25 protein-coding genes and 1 tRNA gene are annotated in these 24,967 nt (G+C 63.7%); 5 read left to right on the top strand and 21 right to left on the bottom strand.

Annotation, left to right across the window (positions count from 1 at the left end):
• Positions 1 to 83 precede the first annotated feature (83 nt).
• On the top strand, positions 84 to 710 hold the full coding sequence (locus ACTEK7_RS33485) for a LysE family translocator (RefSeq protein ID WP_057029609.1): 627 nt from the start codon (positions 84 to 86) through the stop codon (positions 708 to 710).
• Positions 711 to 861: 151 nt separating this feature from the next.
• On the opposite strand, the gene argE is transcribed toward ACTEK7_RS33485, so the two are convergent.
• Both argE and ACTEK7_RS33475 read right to left on the bottom strand, forming a co-directional pair.
• Positions 862 to 2,034: an acetylornithine deacetylase gene (argE, locus tag ACTEK7_RS33480; RefSeq protein ID WP_225147696.1), complete on the bottom strand. Its 1,173-nt coding sequence runs from the start codon at positions 2,032 to 2,034 to the stop codon at positions 862 to 864.
• Between the two features lie 332 nt (positions 2,035 to 2,366).
• Positions 2,367 to 3,152 carry an SDR family NAD(P)-dependent oxidoreductase gene (locus ACTEK7_RS33475; RefSeq protein ID WP_109143341.1) on the bottom strand — a complete coding sequence of 262 codons (786 nt, stop codon included), beginning with the start codon at positions 3,150 to 3,152 and terminating at the stop codon, positions 2,367 to 2,369.
• A 134-nt stretch (positions 3,153 to 3,286) separates the two neighbouring features.
• On the opposite strand from ACTEK7_RS33475, the gene ACTEK7_RS33470 reads away from it, so the two are divergent.
• Together ACTEK7_RS33470 and ACTEK7_RS33465 are read left to right on the top strand one after the other, a co-directional pair.
• Complete coding sequence (locus ACTEK7_RS33470; RefSeq protein ID WP_225147695.1) at positions 3,287 to 3,985, top strand: histidine phosphatase family protein; 699 nt, start codon at positions 3,287 to 3,289, stop codon at positions 3,983 to 3,985.
• Positions 3,986 to 4,019: 34 nt separating this feature from the next.
• Positions 4,020 to 4,787 (top strand): SDR family NAD(P)-dependent oxidoreductase, encoded by a 768-nt coding sequence (locus ACTEK7_RS33465; protein ID WP_036010906.1) that lies wholly within the window; start codon positions 4,020 to 4,022, stop codon positions 4,785 to 4,787.
• A gap of 190 nt (positions 4,788 to 4,977) precedes the next feature.
• Here ACTEK7_RS33465 and ACTEK7_RS33460 read toward each other — a convergent pair whose 3' ends face one another.
• Positions 4,978 to 6,213 carry a serine hydrolase domain-containing protein gene (locus tag ACTEK7_RS33460; protein ID WP_225147694.1) on the bottom strand — a complete coding sequence of 412 codons (1,236 nt, stop codon included), beginning with the start codon at positions 6,211 to 6,213 and terminating at the stop codon, positions 4,978 to 4,980.
• A 148-nt stretch (positions 6,214 to 6,361) separates the two neighbouring features.
• On the opposite strand from ACTEK7_RS33460, the gene ACTEK7_RS33455 reads away from it, so the two are divergent.
• Positions 6,362 to 6,437 (top strand) — tRNA-Trp (locus ACTEK7_RS33455).
• Between the two features lie 105 nt (positions 6,438 to 6,542).
• Here the strand turns inward: ACTEK7_RS33455 and ACTEK7_RS33450 are convergent.
• The 3 genes from ACTEK7_RS33450 to ACTEK7_RS33440 all read right to left on the bottom strand — a co-directional run bounded on the left by ACTEK7_RS33450 (position 6,543) and on the right by ACTEK7_RS33440 (position 8,460).
• Entirely contained in the window at positions 6,543 to 7,304 is a 762-nt protein-coding gene (locus tag ACTEK7_RS33450) for a glycosyltransferase family 2 protein (RefSeq protein ID WP_036010911.1), read from the bottom strand.
• Positions 7,305 to 7,442: 138 nt separating this feature from the next.
• Positions 7,443 to 7,949: a hypothetical protein gene (locus tag ACTEK7_RS33445; RefSeq protein WP_225147693.1), complete on the bottom strand. Its 507-nt coding sequence runs from the start codon at positions 7,947 to 7,949 to the stop codon at positions 7,443 to 7,445.
• A 4-nt stretch (positions 7,950 to 7,953) separates the two neighbouring features.
• Positions 7,954 to 8,460: a hypothetical protein gene (locus ACTEK7_RS33440; RefSeq protein ID WP_225113242.1), complete on the bottom strand. Its 507-nt coding sequence runs from the start codon at positions 8,458 to 8,460 to the stop codon at positions 7,954 to 7,956.
• 136 nt (positions 8,461 to 8,596) lie between these two features.
• Between ACTEK7_RS33440 and ACTEK7_RS33435 the strand changes: the two genes are divergently transcribed.
• Positions 8,597 to 10,291, top strand: coding sequence for a hypothetical protein (locus tag ACTEK7_RS33435; protein WP_225147692.1), 1,695 nt, complete (start codon positions 8,597 to 8,599; stop codon positions 10,289 to 10,291).
• Here ACTEK7_RS33435 and ACTEK7_RS33430 read toward each other — a convergent pair.
• The 15 genes from ACTEK7_RS33430 to ACTEK7_RS33360 form a co-directional block, all read right to left on the bottom strand.
• Positions 10,254 to 11,315, bottom strand: coding sequence for a Gfo/Idh/MocA family protein (locus tag ACTEK7_RS33430; protein ID WP_225147691.1), 1,062 nt, complete (start codon positions 11,313 to 11,315; stop codon positions 10,254 to 10,256). The genes ACTEK7_RS33435 and ACTEK7_RS33430 overlap by 38 nt on opposite strands.
• 3 nt (positions 11,316 to 11,318) lie before the next feature.
• Positions 11,319 to 12,524 carry a class I SAM-dependent methyltransferase gene (locus tag ACTEK7_RS33425; RefSeq protein ID WP_225147690.1) on the bottom strand — a complete coding sequence of 402 codons (1,206 nt, stop codon included), beginning with the start codon at positions 12,522 to 12,524 and terminating at the stop codon, positions 11,319 to 11,321.
• A 9-nt stretch (positions 12,525 to 12,533) separates the two neighbouring features.
• Positions 12,534 to 13,739 carry a class I SAM-dependent methyltransferase gene (locus ACTEK7_RS33420; protein WP_225147689.1) on the bottom strand — a complete coding sequence of 402 codons (1,206 nt, stop codon included), beginning with the start codon at positions 13,737 to 13,739 and terminating at the stop codon, positions 12,534 to 12,536.
• A 193-nt stretch (positions 13,740 to 13,932) separates the two neighbouring features.
• Positions 13,933 to 14,898 (bottom strand): lysylphosphatidylglycerol synthase transmembrane domain-containing protein, encoded by a 966-nt coding sequence (locus tag ACTEK7_RS33415; protein ID WP_225147688.1) that lies wholly within the window; start codon positions 14,896 to 14,898, stop codon positions 13,933 to 13,935.
• Between the two features lie 396 nt (positions 14,899 to 15,294).
• A complete protein-coding gene (locus ACTEK7_RS33410; protein ID WP_225147687.1) occupies positions 15,295 to 16,758 on the bottom strand; it encodes a hypothetical protein in 1,464 nt (487 codons plus the stop codon).
• A gap of 103 nt (positions 16,759 to 16,861) precedes the next feature.
• Positions 16,862 to 17,446: a WbuC family cupin fold metalloprotein gene (locus tag ACTEK7_RS33405; protein ID WP_225147686.1), complete on the bottom strand. Its 585-nt coding sequence runs from the start codon at positions 17,444 to 17,446 to the stop codon at positions 16,862 to 16,864.
• A complete protein-coding gene (locus tag ACTEK7_RS33400; protein WP_225147685.1) occupies positions 17,424 to 18,089 on the bottom strand; it encodes a class I SAM-dependent methyltransferase in 666 nt (221 codons plus the stop codon). The genes ACTEK7_RS33405 and ACTEK7_RS33400 overlap by 23 nt, the downstream gene beginning before the upstream one ends.
• Before the next feature lie 25 nt (positions 18,090 to 18,114).
• Positions 18,115 to 18,507 carry an LIC12192 family sporadic carbohydrate cluster protein gene (locus ACTEK7_RS33395; protein ID WP_036041521.1) on the bottom strand — a complete coding sequence of 131 codons (393 nt, stop codon included), beginning with the start codon at positions 18,505 to 18,507 and terminating at the stop codon, positions 18,115 to 18,117.
• A complete protein-coding gene (locus tag ACTEK7_RS33390) occupies positions 18,500 to 19,306 on the bottom strand; it encodes a sporadic carbohydrate cluster 2OG-Fe(II) oxygenase (RefSeq protein ID WP_225147684.1) in 807 nt (268 codons plus the stop codon). Before ACTEK7_RS33390 ends, ACTEK7_RS33395 begins: the two co-directional genes overlap by 8 nt.
• Positions 19,303 to 20,421 (bottom strand): DegT/DnrJ/EryC1/StrS family aminotransferase, encoded by a 1,119-nt coding sequence (locus ACTEK7_RS33385; protein ID WP_109143349.1) that lies wholly within the window; start codon positions 20,419 to 20,421, stop codon positions 19,303 to 19,305. Before ACTEK7_RS33385 ends, ACTEK7_RS33390 begins: the two co-directional genes overlap by 4 nt.
• Positions 20,411 to 21,517, bottom strand: coding sequence for a DegT/DnrJ/EryC1/StrS family aminotransferase (locus ACTEK7_RS33380; protein WP_036041517.1), 1,107 nt, complete (start codon positions 21,515 to 21,517; stop codon positions 20,411 to 20,413). The genes ACTEK7_RS33385 and ACTEK7_RS33380 overlap by 11 nt, the downstream gene beginning before the upstream one ends.
• 8 nt (positions 21,518 to 21,525) lie before the next feature.
• The gene (locus ACTEK7_RS33375) at positions 21,526 to 22,485 is read right to left on the bottom strand and encodes a transketolase family protein (RefSeq protein WP_036010951.1); all 960 of its coding nucleotides are present in this window, start codon (positions 22,483 to 22,485) and stop codon (positions 21,526 to 21,528) included.
• Positions 22,486 to 22,495: 10 nt separating this feature from the next.
• On the bottom strand, positions 22,496 to 23,344 hold the full coding sequence (locus tag ACTEK7_RS33370; protein WP_225147683.1) for a transketolase: 849 nt from the start codon (positions 23,342 to 23,344) through the stop codon (positions 22,496 to 22,498).
• Positions 23,319 to 24,356 carry an aminoglycoside phosphotransferase family protein gene (locus ACTEK7_RS33365; RefSeq protein WP_225147682.1) on the bottom strand — a complete coding sequence of 346 codons (1,038 nt, stop codon included), beginning with the start codon at positions 24,354 to 24,356 and terminating at the stop codon, positions 23,319 to 23,321. Before ACTEK7_RS33365 ends, ACTEK7_RS33370 begins: the two co-directional genes overlap by 26 nt.
• Positions 24,353 to 24,964, bottom strand: coding sequence for a hypothetical protein (locus ACTEK7_RS33360; protein WP_225147681.1), 612 nt, complete (start codon positions 24,962 to 24,964; stop codon positions 24,353 to 24,355). Before ACTEK7_RS33360 ends, ACTEK7_RS33365 begins: the two co-directional genes overlap by 4 nt.
• Positions 24,965 to 24,967: the final 3 nt, after the last annotated feature.

Here is a 24,967-nt window from a genome sequence, read left to right as displayed (position 1 = left end):
TCGCAATTCACACCGCGCAAGTGCCTTTCGCAGCGACCGAGTCCTTGTATCCCTTTGCCCAATCCGCCCCGGGAGACCCGCGCATGATCGACCACACTACCCTCATCACCTACGTCCTCATCGTGCTCGGTTTCGTCTTCATCCCGGGACCAGCGACGCTGCTCACGATGGCGCGGGCGGCAAGCTCGGGAACGAAGGTCGGCATCGCCACGGGTGCGGGAATCGCCGCTGGAGACCTGGTACATACGGGGATGGCGATTGTCGGACTCTCGGCGATCATCGCCACCTCGGCGCTGCTGTTCAGCATCGTCAAATATGCCGGCGCTGGCTTCCTGATCTATCTCGGCATTCGGGCCATGCTGGACAAGGCGCCGATCGCGCTGAACGGCGGTGCCCCTCCGATCGGCGCGGGCCGTGCCTTTCGCGAGGCCGTGCTGACCGAGGTGCTCAATCCCAAGACCGCACTGTTCTTCCTGGCGTTCCTGCCGCAATTCGTGAAGCCGGAGCACGGCGCGCCTGCACTTCAGCTTGCCATTCTCGGTGTTGTCTTCGTGCTGCTCGGTCTCGTCAGCACTGTCGTGTTCGCCGTCGGCGCCGGTCGTCTCGGCAACCTACTGCGCCGCCATCCGGCGGTGGTGAAGTGGCAGGGCAAAGTGGTCGGGACCATCTACTGCGCCGTCGGCGTGCGGCTGGCCCTGCAGGAGCGGTAGGGCGCGGTGAAGCCGTAGCGGCAATGAGTGCGACGATCCGGACAGGTGGTTCCCCCGCGCTCCGTCATTGCGAGCGAAGCGAAGCAAGCCAGAGTCGTTCCGCGGTGACAGCTGGATTGCTTCGTCGCTTCGCTCCTCGCAAAGACGCGGACTACCCTTTCGCACAATGCGCGATCAGCCTTTCCAGGAACCCCGCGCATTTCTCCAGCTCCGCCATCTCCACGAACTCATCAGGCGTATGCGCTTGTGCGATCGAGCCCGGGCCGATCACCACGGAGGGAATGTCGGCGATGTCGGCGAACAAGCTCGCCTCGGTGCCGAACGCGACCTTGGCGTGGTCGTTGCGCCCTGCGAGGCTCTTGGCCAGCGTGACGATGGCGGCGTCGGCGGCGGTGTCGAGCGCGGGATAGTCGAGGATCTCCTCGAAATCGATGCCGCAATCCGGATGTCTCGCCTTCATCGCCGGCTCGATCTCGGCCTTGGCCCAGGCGACGATCGCATCGGTCACCTCCTTGGACTCGGTGATGCCGATGCCGCGGCATTCGAAATCCACGGTGCAGGTATCAGGCACGATGTTCAGCGCTGCGCCGCCGTGCACGATGCTGGTGAGCAGCGTCGAATGCGGGACGTCGTAGAGGCTGTCCGTCGACCGCACGGCCGCCAGCGCCACGGCGCGGCGGCGGATCTCGACGATCAGCTCGGCGGCATATTCGATCGCATTGACGCCGTCGGGCGCGATCGAGGAATGACGCGCGAGCCCATGGAACGTGGCGCGTACACCGTGCTTGCCCTTGTGGCCGATGATGACCTGCATCTGGGTGGGCTCGCCGATGAATGCGCCGAGCGGCCGGACCCTCTTCTTCGCGACCTCGTGCAGCATCGGCCGCACGCCGACGCAGCCGATCTCCTCGTCATAGGAGATCGCCAGATGAATCGGCGTCTTGAGTCTCGCCTCCACCATCTCCGGCACCATGGCGAGGCACACCGCCACATAGCCCTTCATGTCCGTGGTGCCGCGGCCGTACAGCTTGCCGTCACGCTCCACCAGCTTGAACGGATCATGGCTCCAGTCCTGGCCCACGACAGGCACCACATCGGTATGGCCCGACAGCACGAAGCCCGGCCGATCCTCCGGCCCGATCGTGACCCAGAGCGAAGCCTTCTCCCCGGTCTCGTCGACGATGCGCTCACCCTTGAGGCCGAACGCGGCGAGATAGCTCTCGATATGGGCAATCAGGGGCAGGTTGGTGCGGTCGCTGACGGTGTCGAACGAGACGAGGTCGGCGAGGAGTTTTCGGATACGGTCGGGTCTTGAGCTTGGCATTGTCTCGGTCTTGTCAGGGAATGGAGGCTGAGTTGCCTGCAGGAACCATACCAACGTGAGCCCCGGTCGAGCAAATCAACACAGTCCCGCAGCCCGGATGCTGCCCACCACACGACCGTCATTGCGAGCGCAGCGAAGCAATCCATAGTCTTTCCGCGGAGGGATTCTGGATTGCTTCGCTGCGCTCGCAATGACGGGTTGAGGCAGCTGTGTACCTGAAACTCACGTCTCGTGGCCCGGACGCTGCGCAGCGTCTCCCCGGCGATGCGAAGCATCGTCCGGTTCGGCGGTGCGCTGCAGAGCTGCGGCCCATGCCACAGCGCGCCGTGCAACTAAACCGGCTTGCCCGTATACGGCATCGATGCCGTCAAGCCGCCGTCGACCGGGAACGCCTGGCCGTTCACATACGAAGCCTCGTCGCTCGCCAGGAACAGTCCCATCGCCGCGAGCTCGTGCGGCTGTCCCGGCCGCTTGAGCGGGTTGAGCTGGCCGATCTTGTCTTGGGTGCCGCGCTCCTTGGCGCGGTCGAAGATCGGCTTGGTCATGCCTGTTTCGATCAGGCCGGGGCAGACCGCATTGATGCGCACGCCGGTGCCGGTGAGCGAATACGCCGTGGTCTGCACCAGGCTGATCACGCCGGCCTTGCTCGCGGCATAGGGATGCCCGCTCGCGCCGGCCTTGAGGCCGGCGACAGAGGCGGTCAGCACGATCGCGCCGGACTGCTGCTTGACCATGTGCGGCATGGCGTACTTCACCGCGAGGAACGGCCCGATCAGGTTGACGCGCAGGATTTCCTGCCAATGCTCGACGGTCTGCTCGGCGAGCGGAACGAGTCCGCCGGAGACGCCGGCATTGGCCCAGATCACGTCGAGCCGGCCGTGCGTTTTCACCGCCTTGTCGATCACAGCGATGACGTCTTGTTCGGAGCCGGCATCCGCAACCATCGCTTCCGCGACGCCGCCGGCCTTCTTGATCTCCTCGACCGTCTCCTTCACCGCCTCGGTGCGATCGACCGCGATCAGTTTGCCGCCCTCCTTGGTGAACAGCAGCGCAGCCGCGCGACCGATGCCGCTGCCGGCGCCGGTGATGATGACGGATTTGCCTTGCAGGCGGCCCATGCGTTTTCTCCCTTTTGTTCGCGCACGACGCTTGCCGCGCGACGGAATTTCAAACAAGATTTCAAACGGCAAAGTGTCTTGAGACACGTTCGCTACTCACGTACAGCGACAATAGACTGGATGGAAGGGTTTCGATGGCAGGTGCAGACAAGCCGAACGTGGTCATCACGCGGTGGTGGTGGGTCCGTCACGCGCCGGTGCGCAACGACGGCGGCAACATCTACGGGCAGAGCGACATCGCCTGTGACACCAGCGATACTTATGTGTTCAATGCTGTTGCCAAGGTGCTGCCACGCCAGGCGGTCTGGTATTCGAGCAATCTGATGCGCACCCATCAAACTGCCGAGGCGATCTGGGCTGCGGGTTTTCCAAGGCCGGCAGCGCTGAAATGGGAGGCGGATCTCGCCGAGCAGAACCTCGGCCGCTGGCAGGGCATGAACCGCGCCCAGTTCATTGCCAGCCGCCCCGTCGGTGCGAGCTGGTTCGCCGACATCAACGAGCCCGCGCCCGGCGGTGAAAGCTTCATGGACCTGTACAACCGCACGCGCCGCACCATCGAGCGGATCAACGCCGAGGCGGCCGGACAGGACATCATCGCAGTCGCGCATGGCGGCACTATCAGGGCGGCAGTGGGGTTCGCGCTCGGCGGGCAGCCGGAACGCGGGCTGTCGTTCGACATCGACAATTGCTCGGTGACGCGGCTGGATTATTTTGCGAGTCCCGATCGCACGGTCTGGCGGCTGCCGATGGTCAATCAGCAGCCTTGGATCGCCGATCCCGCGCACTCGGCGATGCATCAGCCGGCGGGACCGGAAGTCAAGAAGCTGGCCTGACACTGAATACGAAAATCAAATCTGGGAGAGAAACATGACCTTGTTCGACATGAAGGGGAAAGTCGCCGTCATCACGGGCTCGACGCGCGGCATCGGGCTTGCGATCGCCGAGCGCATGGCCGAGCACGGCGCCAAGGTGGTGATCTCCTCGCGCAAGGCCGACGTGTGCGAGCAGGTGGCGAAGGGCATCAACGACAGATTTGGCAAGGGCACCGCGGTCGCGGTCGCCGCCAACATCTCCTCGAAAGAGAATCTGCAAAACCTCGTCGACGAGAGCAACCGCGCCTTCGGCAAGATCGACGTGCTGGTCTGCAACGCCGCATCGAATCCATATTACGGCCCGCTCGCCGGCATCTCCGACGATCAGTTCAGGAAGATCCTCGACAACAACATCGTCGCCAACAATTGGCTGATCTCGATGGTGGTGCCCCAGATGATCGAGCGCAAGGACGGATCGATCATCATCGTCTCCTCGATCGGCGGCCTCAAGGGCTCGACCATCCTCGGTGCCTATGCCATCTCGAAGGCCGCCGACATGCAGCTCGCGCGCAATCTCGCCTGCGAATACGGCCAGCACAACATTCGCGTGAACTGCATCGCGCCGGGCCTGATCAAGACCGATTTTGCCAAGGCGCTGTGGGACAATCCGGAGAACCTGAAAGCCTCGACCTCGCGCTCGCCGCTCTTGCGCATCGGCATCCCCGACGAGATCGCTGGCGCGGCCGTGTTCCTGGGCTCGAAGGCCGGCGACTTCATGACCGGCCAGACCATGGTGATCGACGGCGGCGCGACGATCAGTTGAGGTGCGAGATCAGGTCGAGGTGTAGCCGCGAAGAACAGTGCGCTCCCTCTCCCGTTTGCGGGAGAGAGTATATCCGCAGAGAGACTCCCAACGAGGAGAAAGCCCTCACCCGGCGCTATGCGCCGACCTCTCCCGCAAGCGGGAGAGGTTGCACCGAGCTCGCCGCCCGATCATTCGATTCAACCAGCGGTCACTCCACCGCCGCGTAAACCAGATCCCGCACCAAGGTCCGCGTGTAGTCGCGCTGTCCCGGCCCCTGGCTCATGAACACTGCGAACAGATCCTCCTTCGGATCGATCCAGAAGAACGTGCCGGCAATGCCGCTCCAGAAATACTGGCCGACGCTGCCGGGGAAGGGCGCGATGCCGGCCTCGCGGCGCACGGCAAAGCCGAGGCCGAAGCCATGGCCCGGCGATAGCAGCGTGCCGTTGGTCGGCACGCCTGGCCCGAGGTGATCGGAGGCCATCAGCTCCAGGGTCTTGCGGCCGATGATCCTGTTGCCGTCGAGCGTGCCGCCATTGCGCAGCATCAGGCAGAAGCGGGCGTAGTCCATCGTGGTAGAGACCAGGCCGCCGCCGCCGGACTCCATCACGGGCTGCTCGAGCATGTTGAACAGGGCGACCTTGTCGCCGGTCCACGGGTCGGCCGCGAACGGCTCGGCAAGGCGGCTGGCATTGGCCTGGCTTGTCGAGAAGCCGGTTTCGGCCATCTGGAGCGGCGCAAGCACGCGCTCGGTAAGGAACGCGCCGAGCGATTTGCCGCTGACGACTTCGATGATGCGGCCCAAAATATCTGTGGAGCGGCTGTAGTTGAACTCCGCGCCGGGCTGGCAGACGAGCGGGAAGCTCGCCACCAGCGCGGCATGTTCGGCGTTGGTGATCTTGCGGCTGCGGACGCGGGACTCCTGGTAGAGCTTGTGCACGGGGCCGTCGCCCTGGTGCTCGTAGGTGAGGCCGGAGGTGTGGCGGAGCAGGTCCTGCACGGTCATGGGCCGCGCCGGCGGTACCAGCTCCAACCGGCCGTCCTTGACGGCGCCGACCTGCTGGCTCGCGAACTCCGGTATGAACTTTGCGACGGCATCGCTGAGCAGGAGCTGTCCGTCCTCGGCCAGGGCCATGATGCCGACCGAGACGATCGGCTTGGTCATCGAGAAGATGCGGAAGATCGAATCGCGCGCCATCGGCGCCGCGCCTGCCGGGCTCTGCTTGCCGAGCGCCTCGAACCAGCCGATTTGGCCGCGCCTCGCCACCAGCACGGTGACCCCGGGAACGGTTCCCTTGTCGATTTCGCGCTTGAAGGCGTCCGACATGGCCTGGAGCCGCGGCCGCGACAGCCCGAGCGTCTCTGGGCGCGCTTCCGGCAAAGCTGGGGTGTGGGGCGCGTTTGCGGCCTGCGGGGCGGCAGAGGCGGTCGCTGTAGCGGTCATGGGCACTCCCGATTGTTTTTCGTTATGGCCGATGGACTGTGGCCCAGAACCCCCGGCACAAACAAGCGAAGCCGGCGCGGTTCACCCTTGCAAACCGGCCGCTCTCTGTGCTTGAAAGCGCCCCTGATCCGCGGCGACGCGGGTTCGTAGGAGTGTAGCTCAATTGGTAGAGCACCGGTCTCCAAAACCGGGGGTCGCAGGTTCGAGCCCTGCCACTCCTGCCAGCCAAATCAATCACTTAGACTAGATTTCGGCGGGAGGGCGTCCCGCGCGCGCCCGTGCTCTCGCAGCCGCTGTGCTGGAGGTGCCGTGTCGTGGTCCGGCGAGGCCTAGCGCGCCGGGGTCCGTTCCGCGTCGGCGGGAATCTGCCTGAGGTTGACGTTCCGGATGGGAACGCGGCGCAGCAGGGAAAGGATGGTCCCGCCGAGCTCGAGATAGGTGCGCAGCCGCAGCGCGCGCGACGAGCCCTTCAGCTCCGCGTTCAGGCTCACCGGAACCTGGACGTAGGTGAGGCCGAGCTGGAGCAGGGAGATCAGCGCACAGATCTGGTAGCCGTAGCCGTCGGCCTTGACCGCGATCTGGCGCAGCCATTTCACGGGATAGACGATCATGCTGTGATAGTCGGACAGCCAGAAGCCGAACAGGCAGTTCAGGATGAACCGCAACGAATGCGACTGCAGCGAGCGGTTGACGGAGCGGTCCGACTGGTTGTCGCGATAGGTGATGACGAGGTCGGCGGCGCCCGCCGCTTTGAACATCCGGGCAACACCCTCGTTCTGGAAGGCGTGATCGCCGGGGATGAGCGTGATGGCATCGAATTTCGCGCGCGACAGCGCATATTCGAAGCCGGCACCGACACCTCGCGGTTCGGCATTGTGATGCACAATGATGCGCGGCTCGCCGGCTGCGAACTCGTCCATGATCGCGCCAGTGGCATCGGTGCTGCCGTCGTCGATCAGGAAGATCTCGAAATCGTCGAGCAGGTCGCGGGCGAGCGGCAGCACGCCGTCGATCGTGTCGGCGATCTTGTCCTGCTCGTTCAGTGCAGGAATGACGATCGTAAGCCTTTTTGCCGCCCTAGAAGGTGTCATTGTATGCGCCCGTTGGCGGGGCCACTCTGTCCCGGTGGCCCCATGCAAGTCTAGGTCATCTGAACCGGGCGAACAATGCGGCTCGCCGGTATGCCCACAAGACCGGCGCGAAACCTATGATGTGTGTGTTCCGCGCAACTAGTCGGAAAAATCATAGAGGCTGGTGTTGCCAATGCCGAAGGCGCGGCGCAGCCGTCCGACGTGGCCTGCCATATTCCGGCCCGCCGCCGTCGCCGCGAAGTGCGAATCGGTCCGTTCCACCAAGCCGCCATCGACCAAGTTCCCAATTCGTCCGCGGAACAGATCTGGAACCTGCCCGTCAGCGATCTCCGATAGCGGTGCCCTGCGATCGGGGCGATCGACGAGGCTGAGCAGGATGCCCAGCGAAACCGATTTATACACGGCGCCAAAGGCGAACACGTAAGCCATGACGCAAAATCCGAAAATCGATGCGGCGTCCCAGTACTGAAGCTGCGGGACGAAGAGAATTCCGAGCATCACCCCGAGACCGTGCGAGACAACCGTGGCAATCGCCAGCAGGGTCACGGGTCCGAGCGGCCAAGCGCGTGCGCGGGCCATGAATTGCAGGGCAGGCGCCAGCAGGGCGAACACGGCGACGGCGGCAAGTCCGACAGCAAAGGACATCGACTCACCCAAGGCCTGTCGACAGACGAACGAGCTTGACGAGATGCGCTACCGCAACCCCCTTGGAGGTGGGGGCAAGCCGGCCGTCCGCCGTGATGACCATCCCGGCCCCGATCAGGAGCTTCAGGCGGTTGTGCGTGAAGGTGCCGAGATCTCCACCTTGCATGTAGGCTGTCGCCCATTGCTCCAGGGTGAGAGGATGTCCAGCCTGAACGAGTGCGGTGAGCAGCGTCAGCGTGAAGCCCCAGGCCAGCAGGCTGAACAGGATGTAGCAGAGCATCATTGCGGTCCCGAGCAGGAAGAGACCGCCAAGCACATCGCCGACGTGGCGCTGACCTGGAAGGGCGATACAGGCGACGGCGTAAAGGATGACGACGCTGATGCAGCCCAGCCGGAAGCGACGGCCGGCTCCGCCGGTGGCGGCGATGCGCGCGTAAAGCAGCAACAACAGTGGAAAGGCGAGGCTGACACCAATCGCAGCAGCTTGCGCCGGGCCCGGTAGCAGGTTCATTGCGGAAAATCGTCCCGGACGCCTCTGAAGGCCCAGCCAGAGTGGCAGTCTATAGGAGGTCGCATTTTTGCGGTCAAGGGAGCCCTGGCGCCCCGGCCTTGCGGTCGCCGCGTGGGCGTGCGAATCCTCGCCGACGATGTCCTCTCTTTCCCCTCCGAGCTTGTCCCCGTCGCTGCGCGCCATAGCCATCCTGATCGTCGTGCTGCTTGTCGCGCATGCGCCGATGCTTCTCAATGACGGCCTGTTCATGGACGACTGGCTGGTGCTCAAGCCGCGTCCGGACTATTTCATCGACATCGATTTCCTGTTGAATGGCGCCGGCCATCCGATCTTCTACAGCTACGACACGTTCGCGAACTGGACCGGCGCCCCAGTCGTTGTGATGGTATCGCTGGCACTGGCCGGAATCGTCTTCGGCGCGGTGTGTCTGATGCTGACAGCGATACGGCTCGATCTGCTCGACCGCGCCGAAGCGGTCGGCTTCGCTCTGATCGTCTGGACCTATCCCGGTTATCAGCTTTGGGCCGGCAAGGCGAACGCGGTCTATGTCTTCAGCTTCGGACTCCTGTTCGTCGGCGCATGGCTGCTGACGCTCGCCTTCAGCGCGCAGGGCTGGCGGCGTGTGTTGCTTCGCGTGGCCTGTGCATGCCTATTCGTGCTCAGCTTCGCGCTCAACTCGACGGTTGTGCTCTATGCCTGTGTCATGCTCGGACTGTTCGTTGCAACATGGCGGAGCGGAGCCGTTGCGCATGGCTTCGTTCGTCGTGCATGGCTCGCAGCCTGGCGCTGTGCTTTGGGCTATCCGGAATTGATTGCCCTTCCTCTTGTTTATGCGGGCACGCTTGGTATCTGGTTCAAGCGCATCGGTTTGTACGCGCAGCATTATGGCGCCCATTTGCCGACCCTCGGGGAGCTGGCGAGCGGATGGAAGGCGTTCTTCGACGCCGGCTACAGGGACGTCGTGGGCCACGCGATCAGGGCGGCGATCCAGGTCCCGGCTCCCTTTGTCCTGGCTGCGGTGCTCGTCGGCGTCGCATTGCTGCTACTTCGTCCCGGCACAGAGGCAACTGCACTCAGACGGGCGACCGCCTTGCCGCTCATCCTCGCCGTTGGTTTGTTCCTCGCGTTGTCCTCGCCCTATCTGATTGCCGGCCTGCGTCCCTCGTCCAAGCATTTCTACGAAAGCCGTCACCTGCTGCTGTTTGGCGTGCCGGCGGGGCTGGCGCTTCTCGCGTTCAAGCGTCAGGCCGAACGTTGGATCGGCCCGACCGCCGCCGTTGCGATGTTGTTCGGATTGGGCTCGATCCTATGGATCGGAATGCTGTGGAATGACTACGTCTTCATGCAGGCGAGAACGCTGAAGCAGGAGGCTCTGACGCGCAGCCTCGCCGACCGGATCCAGCCCACGGCGACGGTCTACGCGCTCGACGACCGATTCTTCGACTATCGGTCACGGGACGTGCCGTTCGGCCTGGCCGAAGTCACCGGTATGCTCCGGCTCGCCTGGGGCAATCAGCCCTTCTTTGGGTTTGCCTTGCGTGCCGAGCGGCCCGACATCCTCCAGGAAATGGAGTGGAAGCGGGTTGCTCCGGGAACTGCATTCCGTCATTTCGATCCGTCGGGACCGCAGGCGACGATCTTGTTGAAGGCGGGCTCTGGAGCTGCGTCGGACCGGGCATTGGTGCGAAAGTACTACGCATGTCGGTTGCTGGCGCGCTGTGACGTTGCAGAGTTTCTGGCTCAACTCGCGGAGGTCAAGATCACGGTCGGCCCGATCGCTGGAATCTTGCCGCTCAACGGCGCCAGCGAAGATGTCTCGCCTGGCCGCTAGCGCGCCGCTTCCAGATCGCTTCTGCAAGCGCGATGTCGGTCACCGAGTCTTGGCCAGACGCGAGGGGCATCCGTCGTTCGGTAACATCGGAGACAAAGGCAGCGGCCTGGCGCCGAAATGCCCAGCTGGTTGCATGCACGAGCTGCGTGGTCTCGTCTTGATGATCGAGGATGACCCGTGCCTCCTCTTCGGCGAAGGGCGCTGGCAATTCGATGGTAAGGGCGCCGCGCTCGAAATCGATCGTCAGTCCCTCGCGCCAGGCTCCCTCGGACCCGTTCACGAGATCCAGCGTACAAGCGATGCCGTCGAAGTCGAGGGTGATGCGCGCGGCTCCCGAAGTTTCGACGGAGCTGTCGGCGACCGTTGGCGATGATCCGAGCAAGTAGCGCGCCAGGTTGATGATATGGCTGAAGACGTTCAGAAAGTTGTCGTAGCCGGCCCGCATCGCGCTCGGCATCCAGTCGGGACCGTCCTGCCAGAGCTCGATCCCGTCCGGCCGCGTTTCGCCGGTCATGACGAAATTGTCGCGCGACCGGCCGGTGTCGCCGCCGAAACACCAGCCCTTGGCACGGACCACGTCTCCGAGCGATCGGTCGTTGCGCAAGCGCGTCAGCACCTCGAACGCGCGCGCCACACCGGCATCGTGACGCTTCATGTAGCCGATGCTGTAGACGAGGTTTTCCTGCCGCGCCGCTTCGACCAGCAAATTCGCCTGAGCCGTCGTATAGGCCATCGGTTTTTCCGACAGCACGTGGCGGCCGCTGTTCAGCGCGTCAAGGACGATTGGCCCGGTCGCGCGCCGCTTCGTCACGACGACCACGGCGGAGACCTCGCTGTCCGCAAGCAGCTCCCGATGCGTGCCATAGACCCGCGAGACACCGAACTTCTGCGCTGCAGCGGCAGCGAGATCCGGCCGGAGATCGGCGATGGCGACGACGCGGCAGGCGGGATTGGCGACGAAATTGGCGAGGTGGCACATCTGGCCGACCATCCCGGTTCCGATGATGCCAATGCCTGGCCTCACTGGCTATGATCCCTTGAACCGCTTCCGGATGACGAGGAAATGCGCCGGCTGTCCCCAGGTGCTGATGAACGCCGGATCTGTCTGGGTCAGGGCCGTGACCGCGGGCGCATCGCGTCGCCCGATTGCGCCAAAGATGCGGTGGAAACTGTCGAGCGTCGCAACGATGGTTTCGATGTCGGAAGCATCGTCCGCGAGAATGTCCGTCGTTCGGATCGCCTCGCGTAAGGACGCAAGGCTCGCGATCACGCGCGGCAGGCTCTCGCCGAAGGGGGCGTCGATCATCGCGTCGACGTCGAGAACCAGCGTTTCGATCGATGCCGAAATCGCCGCCACGGCATCGGCCTTGCCGACCAGGTAGAGCTTGCGTCCGCCGAGGAAGCTGAGGCGGCTGCGGTCGAGATGGCGCGCCGCACGCCGCAGCTTCTCGTCGGCGGAGAGAACCTTCTTGTGCCAGTAAACGTCCAGGCTGTCGCGATAGGCTGGCCACGCCGAATGGATGTCGAATCCCTGCTCATGCGCTGCCGTGCACAAGGCGGCTGCGTCGAGGAAGTACCGATGCCGGACGAACGGGTTCTCGAGCACGTCCATCAGCCAGGATTCGAAGCTGCGGGTGTGCGGAATGCTGTTCCATTTCGCGTCGAAAAGCGTCTTCGCGGTTGCGAGTGCAGGACGGCCCGACAAAGCCTTGCCGGCGGCATGGATTGCCTTGAGCGCGAGCTCGAAGAAGCCGCCATAGCGCTCGTAATAGGATACGACGGCGAAACCGTCCGGATGGAGCAGCCGGTCGAAGACGCCGAGCCAATTTTCGGTCGGCTGCACGGTGTAAATGAAACCTTCGGCATCGATGATGTCGTAGCGGCGCTCGCTGCGAAATCCCTCGACATCGGCCAACGCGAGTTCGCGCAGGCGCTCGGTCAGGCCAAAATGCGCGAAATAGGCCTCAATTTTCGGATGCGCATGCCGGTTCGGTTCGGCGAGCGTCATGTTTGCGCCCCAGCCGGCAAACACCAGCGCGTTCTCACCGGAATCAGGACCGAATTCGAGCACCTCCGCATCGCGGAACAGCCGCGGCGGCAGCACGAGCTTGTCTGAAAACAGCTCGCGCCGCTGGCTGGCATATGCATCGAGTTCGGCGGCCGATTTGAAATTCCCGAACGTCGGTAGGACGTCCTGACGTTCGTAGTAATTGAAGAGCTTCTCGTCAGCCATGCCGCGTCCCTAACCCAAGGCCGCCTCGAGCCGATCGAGCTCGCTCCAGATGTCGGAGGGCGCGAAAATCGAAACGATGTGCAGCGGCCGCTTCACGTTCTCGCGCAGCCGGCTGCTGACCTTGGCTTCGTTTTCCTGGTTCACGGCGAGAAGGCAGACGAGCGGCTCCGACTTGCCTGCGAGCTCGTCCGGCGAACGGATCGGTATGCCGGTGCCGGGCAGGAACAGCCCCTGACGCTCCCTCTGGTCGTCGACCGACAGGTCGACGAGATCCGCCAGCTCATGCGCGTTGGTGAAGGTGCAGGCGCGGCAGCCCGCGCCGTAGATCGCGATCTCGGCGCCGTTCGCACGGGCCTTGGCGAGGATCGGCCGCAGGCGCGCGCCGTACTCCCTTGCGCGCTGGCCGAATTTCTCACCGACGCCGGAGGGCGCAGGCGGCGGCGTCACGTCACGGGTTGCACGACGAGCGGCGACCGCGAGGCTGCCGCCGCTGAAGTTGTATTTCTTCACCGAAACCGTCTCGAAGCCGTGCCGAGCCAAGAGCGCGAGCAGGGTCGGCTCGGTGAAGTAGCTGACGTGCTCCTCCCACAGGACGGAGAGGTCGCCCGCCGTTGAACCGGGATCAAAGTCGGGCACGTCGATGAACAGCAGCCCTTCGTCGCTGAGCGCGATCTTCACGCAGTCGAAGAAGTTCTCGAAATCGACGATGTGCTCCAGCACCTGGCGCGAGACGACGAGGTCGAACTTGCCGGCCTGGGCGACCGCGTCGTGACACAGCGCCGGGCTGATCATGTCGGAATAGACCTTGATGCCGCGCTCGCGGGCGATCTTGCCCGACACCGGGTTGGGCTCCACGCCCACCAGGACCTTCGCGCCGCGCTCGCGCAGCCTGTCCATGAACAGGCCGTCGTTGCATCCGATCTCGAACACGGACTGATGCTTCGAGAATTTCGCGATGGTGTCGAGCTCGTCGACCTGGTGCGGCTCCGGCTTCCAGCTGCTGAAATTGTAGTTGAACTGGCGATACAGGATGTCTGGATCGATCGGCTTGACAATCTGCGGCAGGCCGCACTCGCCGCACGCCAGCACCTCGAACGGATAGCGTTCCTCCTGCTCGTTTCGGCTATGCCGAAGGCGATGCGCAATCGGCATCAATCCGAGGTCGATGACCGGACGCAGGTTGGTCGAATGGCAAAGGCGGCAATGGTCGGTCACGGCTTCGGCTCTTCGCAGGAATGACGCTGGACAACAGCCTATATATTGGCTCCGCCTGCGCGACAATTCCTAAGTTGCCCTTTCCCTGCACCAACCGGGCCGGAACAGTGCTGTGCAGTAACGCGGGCGCGTTCGAGCAGAAGCACCCAGGGCGTTCGGTCACCGCTGCAGTTCAGTGCGATGGACCGCGTAATTACGGTTGTCGCAGCAGCGCAGTGGCATCAGGACTGTCAGTCGCACGCTCTGGTGCAAGCAGCCACACAGCTCCTCCGACGACGCCCACGATGAGATTGCCGAGCCCCAACAAGATCGATATTGCGAGCGCCTTGTCGGGTGCAATACCAACGAGACCGAGCGCTCCGACCATCGCTCCCTCGCGAATGCCCCACCCTCCGATGGATAGCGGGACAGCGGCCGCCATAATTACCAGCGGAACGAGGATGAGTGCATCAAATGCGGACAGCCCGGCGTCCAATCCAATCGCGAGGGCATAACAAGCTGAAACGGTCAGAAGATGAACAACAATAGCCGACCCGAATAATGCTGTACGTCCTGCTCGCGCGAGTAGCGGAGCCTCGAGAAGTGCCGCAAATTGCAAGAGCCTTTCTGGAAGAACTGCAGTCACTCGGGCCGGCAAACGATTCAGCATTGTTAGGGCAATTGCGCCGAAGTATGCGCCAGCGAGAATACCCAAGACGGCGAACAGCAAGACATTATCGTGGATGCGCGAGATCAAGAAGGGCGTTCCTGCCAGAATGAGGAAGCCGAGGGCCAGGAGGCCGATGAACCGATCTGCGATAATGCTGCTAAGGGTTTGCGGCCACTGTATTCCATGCCGCCGCAACATCCATATGCGGATGGCTTCACCACCGGAGGGCAATACCTGATTAAACCAGGCGCTGGCAATGAGGATGCGCCACCCAGCCAGCCACTTCAGAGATACGCCGATCGCGCGGAGGACCAGGATCCAGCGGTTGCACAGTACGAGCGTCTGCGCGAATAACAGCAAGATCGCTATCGCCAGGAGGTGCAATTTAACAGCGAGAAGGTCGGCCTTGAGTGACGAAAGATCCAAGTCGCGTGCGATCAGAACGATGATGCCGGCCGAGACCATGAGCTTGGTCAGGACGACAATGATCTTCTTCCTGCCGAGCAGCATCGTCAGCTCGTTCTACCCGTCATCAACCAGTTTCGTCCGGCAGCGCGTATCGGCCGAATGCGACCCGCCGGGCGGTGGTAATTGTGAGCCGCGGCACGAGCTCCGACGAGAATGAGGGGAAAGAACCAATCCAACCGGTCCATCTCCAGAATACCCTGCTGTGACTCAAAAGTGTGCCAAGTACAAGGATCGTTGTAGTCTATCGAGCTCCTGAGCCAGAATCCTCGCAGGCCGGCGTGGGTAGAGCCAGCAGCCAGGCGGATCCGCGTACTCCAGGCCGGCGGCAAGGCGGCCGGTATTCTGCTCTTGGCAAGGGGACCGGCAGATCGTCCTTCAATTGGACGAGTTCGCCGCGACCTTGCGTGGCCGACGGCGCTTCCGTGAGGGCGGCCTTCATTAGTTCAACGAATCCGATGTTGTCGAGCTTCGGAACCCCGGCTCAGCGCGATAGCGCCAGGTCTCTCGGCGTGGCGGGCAGGGAAAAAACTCGAGGTAAGAGACCGTGCAGTTGCCACTGAGGATGGCGCCAGGGTACTGAAAATCCCCGCAATAATCCGTATAGATAAACGACCTTTCGCGATTCTCATCCCGCAACATCATTTGCGCAACATTCATGTCACTGGCACCGAGACATCTGGACCGAAATGAGATAATCTCGCTGTTCTCAACTCGGAGCTTTACGACCTTTGGCTGGGGATCTGCAAGTAAGGCTGCCCGAACTTGCCGCTGCAGGTCTGCGCTGATCAGACCATCATACAGCAGCCATTTTGAATCTTGCGCCATCGCCAGTGCGAAGATCGCGATCAGTCCGCCCGCGGTAGCGGCGCGGAGGCGCGACGTCGGAATCATTTGTACAATGGTAGCCGCCAATATCAGTATGCCGACTTGCGAGGCGAAGAGTAGCCTCGATTCCCCCCTGGTCATGGCGCCATAAGTCCCAGTCAGGGCGAATGGCATAGCGCCAAGAAGGGCAATCGCGGCTCCCAACAGGAGCAACACCAGCACGCGTCTGATCGAGCCGCGACCCTCGAGCACCCAAGGTGTCCACAATGCTCTGGAAGAGAGGAGAGCGAATCCCGCAATTGCAACTAACGTCAGTGCCGTCCGGACAGAATGGCCCAGCAGTGCGGTCCCATGGGAGGCGGCATAGGATAGGCCCTCGGGAAAAGCCCGGAGGTGTTCCAGCAGCGAATTGCGGATGACGCTGAGGTCGTACATAAAGCCGTATTGTCCCGCGTAGTGACCGCTTTTTCCCAGGATGGTCAGACGCAGTATGACCACCGCCGCGATCACTAGGTAGAACGGAGCAAGACGCACGAGCCTGCGTTTCCACGTTTCGGAGGTGGACCAGGTCAGCACGATGCGGAGCGGTTCAAGTGCGATCAGAACTTCCAACGACAGCGAGAAAAAGAGAGCAAACGGCGCCGTCCGTCGAAGTGCTCGAACCTTTGAATATGTCAGCGCGTAGGAAAGCAAATAGAAGAGCAGGAAGAAGTCGTAGACTGCGTTGAGCGTCAGGCGGATTGCATAAAATGGGCTGAGTAGGAATAGAGCCGTGGCAAGTGCAGCGATCCGTCTCGTATGTGATGATTGCAACAGGATGAAGTGGAGCAACAAGCCATTGACGAGATGGCAGCCCAGTCCGGCGAGCCGTGCGGCCACATCGGGAGTATTGTCCAAAAGTGCCACAAACAGCGTCATCGGGATTGCGAAGCCGGCGTGCGCCGACTCCCACAGCACGCGAGCGACGCCGGCTGCACCTTGAGTCCAGTAAATGTAGTACACGGTCCAATCGTCGCCGAAGACCTCCCGCGCGAACAGCGCAGGCAGGCTTGTAACGAAGGCGAGAGCCAGAGCCATGTAGACATATCCAATGCTCGCCCGCTCCCGTTGTCGGAGAGCTGCAGCTATCGGGTCTACATTCGTGCGAGTATCACCGAAACCGACGGGCGTGGCCATGGTCCTAAGCTTTGCCTCGTCTCTCCAAATACTCCGTAGCGAGGGTGCCAGTTCTCATCACGTAGTCCTGCACCGCGGCAGCGTCGCTGCCATCAGGCGCCCAATCGGGAAATGCCGTGCGCGAAGGATCGAACGGGCCGGCGGTGGTTTCGTGAAATACCAGCCATTCCGAGGTGATCAGGATCGAGTGGAAGACCTGTTCCGGCATGCGATAATAGCAGCGTTTGCCCTGACCGTAGGACGCCATCTCGAGCACCTCGCGAATGCCGCCGTCGTCCTCGAAGATCACGACCTGCGCGGTCCCCTCGATCACGTGGAACGATTCAGGTTTGCCAAGGTGCTTGTGCGGCCGCACATAGGCTTCGCGATGGTGCACGATCAGCATCTCGTGCAGTCCGGACGAAGGATCGGGATGCGTGCACAGCCGACTGCGCAGGCGCGGGTTGCCGGCGGCGATGCGCTTCAGCTCCGCGATCGTGGCATCGTCCGCGGTGACGATGGCATCGTCCGAATAGTACACTTCCGGATTTTGCGCGCGCAACGAGGTCGGCCGGTGCAGGCCTGCCTCATTCGAAGAAGATGAACCCATGGTCGCCCCGATACCCGCATTTGTCGTAGATCCAGGCCCATGTTTGCGGGCCGTGGAAGCTCAGGCAGGTGAGCTGCCAGTAAAGCAGATTGGCCTTCTCGCGCTCGTTGCGGAAGGATTCGACCATCAGATATTTCGAGGTGCCGCGTCCGACGCGCTCGATCTCGGGCACCGCGCGGAACACGTCCTCGAGCGGAAGGTTGTGCAGCACGCCGAGCGAGACGACGAGGTCGAAGCTGTGGTCGGGGTAGGGGAGCTCGACGGCGCTGCCGACCTTCAAATGCGGCCGCACCTCCTCCTTGGCGTTGGCGATGCCATACTCGGAGATGTCGATGCCGGCGATCCTGAGATCGGGGACGAGCTGGGTGAACTCATAGAGCAGGTAGCCCTTGCCGCAGCCGACGTCGAGTACGCTCATGCCCGTTTTGATGCCGTAGCGATCGATCAGGGTCTGGGCGAGCGGGCGCCACCGTCCGTCATAGCGATAGCCGCCGTAGCCGTAGCGCCGGTCGCCGTCCCAATAGTCGCGTCCCCATTGCCGCGCCACAGTGGCGGATTCCGCCTTGTCGTGCTCGACCACGCGCTGGACGTAGTCCCGCCTCGTTGATGCGTGCATCGGCTGGAGCAGGTTGATCTCGGTCATGGGGGCCAACCGGTCCGCGGCATCATCACAGGATAGTCGCGAACCTGTTGACGAGCAGGATGTCCTCGATGGCCTGGATGTCCTTCTGAGACGCCAGCGTGATCTCCTCGACCGCTGCATGGAGATCGCAGCCCTCGCGCAGCACGCGGTCGTAGATCTGCCGCCGCCGAGCCTCGTCGGGCGGCAGCATGAAGATGCTGTAGAGGATCAGGCCACGCAGCTGCGGCAGCTCGTCCAGGATGTCTTCCAGCACCATGTAGCTGCCGGGCATGGTGTGCTCGGCGGCGCTCAACAGATAGTGCAGGTTCTTGCGCCGCGCATAGTCGCGGATCACGATGTTCTGGACGTGCTGCGGGGTGCGGCTGCCGTTCAGCGGCCTGGCGCCGATATAGCCGCGGTGGCCGGCTCGCTCAGCCATGGAAGCCTCCCGGCAGCTTGTACTGCATCCCGACACGGGTTGCGGGGCGCAGCAGGATCGGCTCGAAGAACTCGCCGAAGCGCTTGTCCGCGTAGGGCGACATGATGCTCTTGAAGCGGCAGTTCATGCTCCAGCGCGTGCCGGCTTCCTCGTTGACGCGATTGCCGTGCATCAGGGTCTGGTTGAACAGCATGACGTGACCGTAGGGAATCTCGATGAAGGTCGCGTGCGGCTTGATGGTCTTGTAGAGCTCTTCGGCGCTGCGCAAGGCCGCCATCCGGTCCTGCATCTCGCCGTTCAGGGACGGCGGCAGCAGATACATCGACTTGGTGCGGTGGACATCGACCAGGGGCACCCACACCACGACCTCGAACGGCGAGTCGCCCGACCAGACGTCGGAATGGGTGGCGAGCAGCGAGGAGCTGTCGCCGGGAAGCTGGATGCTGAGATTGACGCGGCGCTGCATGCAGAGCTCGTTGCCGACGATGGTCTCGATCGTCGAGCGCGCCAGGCGGAAATAGGTCGGCCGGAACCAGGGCTCGGCGTTGAGGCCGTTGAAGACGTGCAGCCGCAGGCCGTTGAGATCATCCACGCTCACCCGCGTGTGGATGGTGTCGAGCATCGCGTAGGGATCGTTGCTGTGCGGCAGCTTCAGATAGTCCGCCGCGAGCTCGGCAGCACGGCGCTGGACCCGGTCGAGCCCGGCGCGATCGTCGGCCGGGGTGGTGACGAAGCCATCGTCGATGAAACGCTGCGCCAGCGCCTGCTCGTCGGCGTGCAGGAAGTCCGTGTCCGTCATGCAAAATACTCCCGGGCGGTCGCGCAAATATAGCTGATGTCGGCGGCCGACAGGAACTGGTTGATGGGAAGCGTGAGGATCTGGTCCGCCTGCCGTTCCGTCACCGGGAACGCGCCGCGGCCATGGCCGAGATGCGCTGCTGCCGGCTGCAGGTGGATCGGGACCGGATAATGGATCGCGGTCTCGATGCCTTTGTCGGCAAGATATTTCTGGAAGTCGTTGCGACGCTCGGTCTGCACCACGAAAGTGTGGAAGGTGTTGAACTCGATGTTCCGGCAGGGCGGAATGAACAGGGGCAGGCCGGCGAGCTCGGCGCGGTATTGCGCGGCGTTGCGCCGCCGGCGTTCGATCACGGAAGAAAGGTGGCGCAGGCGGATGCGCAGCACCTCGGCCTGGAGCGTGTCGAGCCGCGACACGATCCCCCATTCCTGGACGTCGCTGCGGTTGATCAGGCCGTGATTGCGCAGCCGTCGGATTCTTGCGGCAAGCTCGGCGTTGGCAGTGACGAGGAAGCCGGCATCTCCGGCGGCATTGAGATTCTTCAAGGGGTGGGCGGAGAAGCAGCCGAAGGTGCCGATCGTGCCGCTCATCCGGCCGTCATAGGTCGAGCCGACCGCCTGGGCGCTGTCCTCGATCACGGCGAGCGCGTGCTTCGCAGCGATCGCCATCAGCGGAGCCATGTCGGCCATGCGTCCGGTCAGATGCACCGGCATGATCGCCTTGGTCCGCGGCGTGACGGCGGCCTCGACCGCGGCCGGATCGATGTTCTGGTCCGGCAGCACGTCCGCAAACACCGGCGTGGCGCCGACCGCGATGATCGCGGCGGTCGATGCCACGAACGAATTCGGCGGCGTGATCACCTCGTCGCCGGGACCGATGTCGAGCGCCCGCATGGCGAGGATCAGCGCGTCGGTGCCCGAATTCAGCGTCACCACATGCGGCGAGCCGAGATAGGCGGATAATTCCTCCTCGAGCCTTCCGACCGCCGCCCCGCCGATGAAGTCGCCGCGCTGGAACACGCCCTCGACCGCCTGCATGATCTCGGCGCGCTCTTCCTCGAACTGCGCGGGAAGATTGACGTAGCCGATGCGCCGGCGGCCGGTGTCAGCGTCCATGGCAGAACTTCCTGACGGTCTCGATGACGCGGTCCTGCTGGGCGCGCGTCAGGTGCTGGTCGACCGGGAAGCTGATGACTTCCTTGGCATGGCGGTCGGTGACCGGGAACGTGCCCGGCGCGTAGCCGAGATGCTTCAGGCCTTCCTGCTGGTACAGCGGGATCGGATAGTGGATCTTGGCCTCGATGCCGTTGTCCAGGCAATATTTGTAGAGCTCGTCGCGACGTTCGGCGAACACCATGTAGAGATGGTAGACGTGCTTCACGTTGGGACGGCGCGGCGGGACGCGCAGGCCGGGCAGGCCGGCGAGACCCGCATCGTAGTAGGCCGCATTTTCGATTCTGCGGCGCGTGATCTCGCTGGTCTGGCCGATCAGCCAGTTGCCGACCACGGCCTGCAAGGAATCGAGCCGCGAGTTGCAGCCGAGGATCGCGATCTCGTCGCGGTTCTTCATGCCGTGGTTGCGGATCAGGCGGAGCTTTTCGTTCATGCCGTCGTCATTGGTGACGACGACGCCGGCATCGCCCCAGACGTTGAGGTTCTTGAGCGGATGCAGCGAGAAGCCGGCCGCGATGCCGTGGGTGCCGGAGCGTTTTCCCGCAAACTCCGACAGGATGCCCTGGCAGGCGTCCTCGACCACCGGCAGATTGTGGCGCTGCGCGATCGGCATCAGCTTGCCCATGTCGGTGACCTCGCCGGTCAACTGGACCGGCATGATCGCCTTGGTCTTCCCGGTGATGGCAGCCTCGACCTGGTCCACGTTCATGCAGAAGGAATCGTCGCAATCGACAAGAACCGGCGTCGCGCCGGTTTCCGCGATCGCGCCGACCGTGGCGATGAAGGTGTTCGCGGCGGTGATGACCTCGTCGCCATGACCGATGCCGAGCGCCTTGAGCGGCAGCTTGAGCGCGTCGGTGCCGGATCCGACGCCGATGGCGTGCCGGACGCCGATCAATTCGGCGAAGCGCTTCTCGAACTCGGCGACGGGCTTGCCAAGGGTGAAGTCACCGGTCGCAACCAGCCGGCCGATCTCGGCGAGGATCGGTGCGGGATCCGCGAATTGCTCGAGCAGATAGGAATATCGAACGTCGTACATGTGACCCGTCAGGTGGAATGAAGTTGAGGTGAGGGGGTGTGCGACGCCGCGAGCGCATGCTCGATCGAGGTCGCAATGGCGCCGGCGGAGAGCCCGTGCTTCTTCAGCAGCGAGTCCTGAGAGCCGTAATTGTGCATGAAGCGGTCGGGCAGCGACAGCCGCAGCATCGCAGGGAAACCGGAGCCGAGCTTGTCGATCAGCGCCTCCGCGACCGCGCTGCCGAGGCCGCCGGAGGGCACGTGCTCCTCCAGCGTGGCCACGAGCCTGGTGCCGCGGATCGCCTGCAGCAGCGCTGCGGTATCGAGCGGCTTCACGGTATGCATGTGCAGGATGCCGGCGCGAATGCCTTGCGCGGCCAGCAGGTCGGCTGCGGCCAGCGCCCGCTGGAGCATGATGCCGGTGGTCACCATGAGGACGTCGCCGGGCGGCCGCATCAGGATGGCTTTGCCGATCTCGAAGCCGTGCTCGGCCTTGGACACGATGGCATCGCCGCCCTTGCCGAGCCGGATGTAGATCGGGCCCTTCCAATCCAGCGTCTGCTCCATCATGCGCGCAGCCTCGTCGGCGTCGCACGGGCAGATCACCGTCATGTTGGGCAGCGCCCGCATGATGGCGATGTCCTCGATCGCCTGGTGCGTGGGACCGAGCGGCGCATAGACGAGGCCGCCGCCATTGGCGATCAGCCGTACCGGCAGATTGTGCAGGCAGAGATCGACCGCGACCTGCTCGTAGCAGCGGCGGGTGAGGAAGGTCGCGATGGTGTTGACGTAAGGCACGAAGCCCTCCATCGCGAGACCGGCCGACATGCCGATGATATGCGCTTCCGAGATGCCCTCGATCAGGTGGCGCTTGGGAAACTCCTTGCTCATCGCGCGCAGCGTGCCGGCACCCGGATCGGAGCCGATGTAAAGCACACGCTCGTCGCGCGCGGCGAGCTTGTGGACCATGTTCATCGCGGTGTTGCGCATGGGGAGCCGATCAAAAATCGCCGACGGCGACGCGAATGGCGTCGAGCTCGCTGTCGGTCAGCTTGTTCTTGTGATGCCAATCGGCATTGGATTCCGCAGCCGGAAGACCCTTGCCCTTGACGGTATGGCAGATGATGGCGGTGGGCTTGCCGGCAACGGCCGGGAGCTGCTTCAGGACCGTGCGCAGTGCGCCGACGTCGTGGCCGTTGACCTCCTGCACGGCGAAGCCGAAGCTGCGCCACTTCTCCGCGAGCGGCTCCAGCGGCAGCACGTAGTCGGTGGGGCCGTAGCTCTGCAGCTTGTTGTAGTCGATCAGCGCGACGAGGTTGTCGAGGCCGTGCTTGGTCGCGCCCATCGCCGCTTCCCACACCGATCCCTCGTTGATCTCGCCGTCGCCGAGCAGCACGAAGGTGCGGTAGCTGCGCTCGCGCATGCGGGCGGCGAGCGCAAGGCCGACGCCGATCGAGAGGCCATGTCCGAGCGCGCCGGTCGAGGCCTCGACGCCGGGCACCATGCCGTATTCGGGATGTCCGCCCAGAATGCTGTCGGGACCGCAAAAGCCGTCCAGCTCCGACAGCGGGAAGAAGCCGCGATCGGCCAAAAGCGCATAGAGCGCCAGACATCCGTGTCCCTTGCTGAGGATGGCGCGGTCGCGATCGGGATCGCCCGGGTTCTTCGGGTCGATCCGCAGCACGTCGTCGTAAAGCACGCGGACCATCTCGATCAGCGACAGGGCAGGCCCGACATGGCCGCGTCCCGCGGAGCGGACAGAACCGAGGACCAGGCGGCGCAAATAGAGGCTCCGCTCGTCCAGCGTGCAGGTGAGAGCAGCTTCAGCGTGGGGTGAGATCTGGATCACGTTGGCAAATCGTTTGGTGGAGCCGACGGGCTTTGTCGAGCTGGCCGGCAAGGCGGACCGTCAGATCGCCATCTTGCGCAGCCAGGGCACGCCGGGAGCGGCTTTCCGGCAAATAGGCATTCAGGACAATCAGGCACCAAATCGCCCCGAACACAGGATACAGTACGTCAAGGCGGACCGCAAACGCGTCATCCCCAGCCGCGAAAGCGCGCGAGAGCCGCTCGATCAATCGGTTCGCATCGGCCACGGGCAGACCGCTGCCGGGGTGAATCGCGGTGTCGGACACGAGCTTGACCGGGTCGTCCCAGCCGAAATACTCGAAGTCGATGAAGCGCAATTTGCCGTCGTCGGTGCGCAGTGCGTTGTGTAGTCCGCAATCCGACGGGCTCAATGCACGTTGGGCGGGCGCAAGGTCCGCGGCGGGATCCAGGCCCCGTTCCGCATAGCGCCGACGGAGTTGCCGGATCGCGACGGCAGCGGTGGGAACCAGGCTGCCGTCCATGAACGCGCGCAGATCCGGATGATCATCCGAAGTCCGCCTCAGGTCGTCGAGGCGTTGCTCGTACTGGGCGATGGCCGCCTCGGCCGAGAAGATGCTGGCCGACGCATTCCGCAGAGTCTGCGCGCCTTCAGCGTCGTGCAGCTTTTGCAGCTCGATCAGGAAATCGGCCAACTGGTCGGCGTCGTCGGGCTGCGGATGCAGGACCGCGGGTTCACCGTCTAACCATTGATACAGCGCACAGAACGCGGCCGGATCCTTCGCGATCGGCCGCGGCGTCGCATTGATGCCGTGGCGCGAGAGAAACGAGAGCGCGTCATATTCCTGTCCCAGCCGATCGCGCCCGTCGGACGGATAGTGCTTGAGGGCGAGGGGCGGGCCTTCCGCCATCTCCAGCCGAAACACCCGGTTGTTGCCGCCGGCCCGCGCCGGTTGCGCCGCCGCGACCCGCACCCCGGAGAGGCGGCTGCCGATCGAGACCGCATCCTGTGCGCTGAGGTCCGACTGGCTCATGCTCCGAACACTCCGCGGTGGATATCGGCCCAGGTCGCGAGCGGCTCGCAATGCGCGGGATGCGGCGGCCGCGACTGCGTGAACAGGATCGATCGCGTCGCCTTCGGAAAATGCGGCTGCTCGAAGACGTCGACGAGATCGTCAATGAAGATGTCGAGCTGCAGGCTTGCCAACCGCTCGACCTTGGCCGCCAGCGTGTCCTCGAAATAGACATTGCCCGCCGAGATCGCCGCGTCGGCGGTGTCGATGAGCCCCGCGCACTTCAGCCAGCCACGCGCAGCCTCGCGCAAGTCGACCCGATCGGGATCCTGATGGCCGAACTGCGTCTTGTGGCTGACGATATGGACGCTCGCGCCGGCCTTGCGGCTCGCGGCGAGGAATTCGCGGACGCCTGGGTAGATCTCGGCGCCGCCGATTCCCTTGCCGTAGACGAAGCCTTGCAGTCCCTGCCAGGCAAGCTCGCCGCCGGCGCGGGATCGCAAGAAATCCCGCACGTCGGTCTTCAGCCCGTCCCAGCCCTCCGGCACCAGCCCGCGCTGGCGCGCGGCGGCGGCAAAGACTTTATCGTAGCAGATGATCGTGTTGTCGAAATCGATGCCGATCCGCACGCC

The organism is Bradyrhizobium sp. JHI2711, from assembly GCF_056156565.1.
The sequence above is the reverse complement of the archived record's forward strand: the minus strand, read 5'-3'. Positions and strand labels throughout refer to the sequence as shown.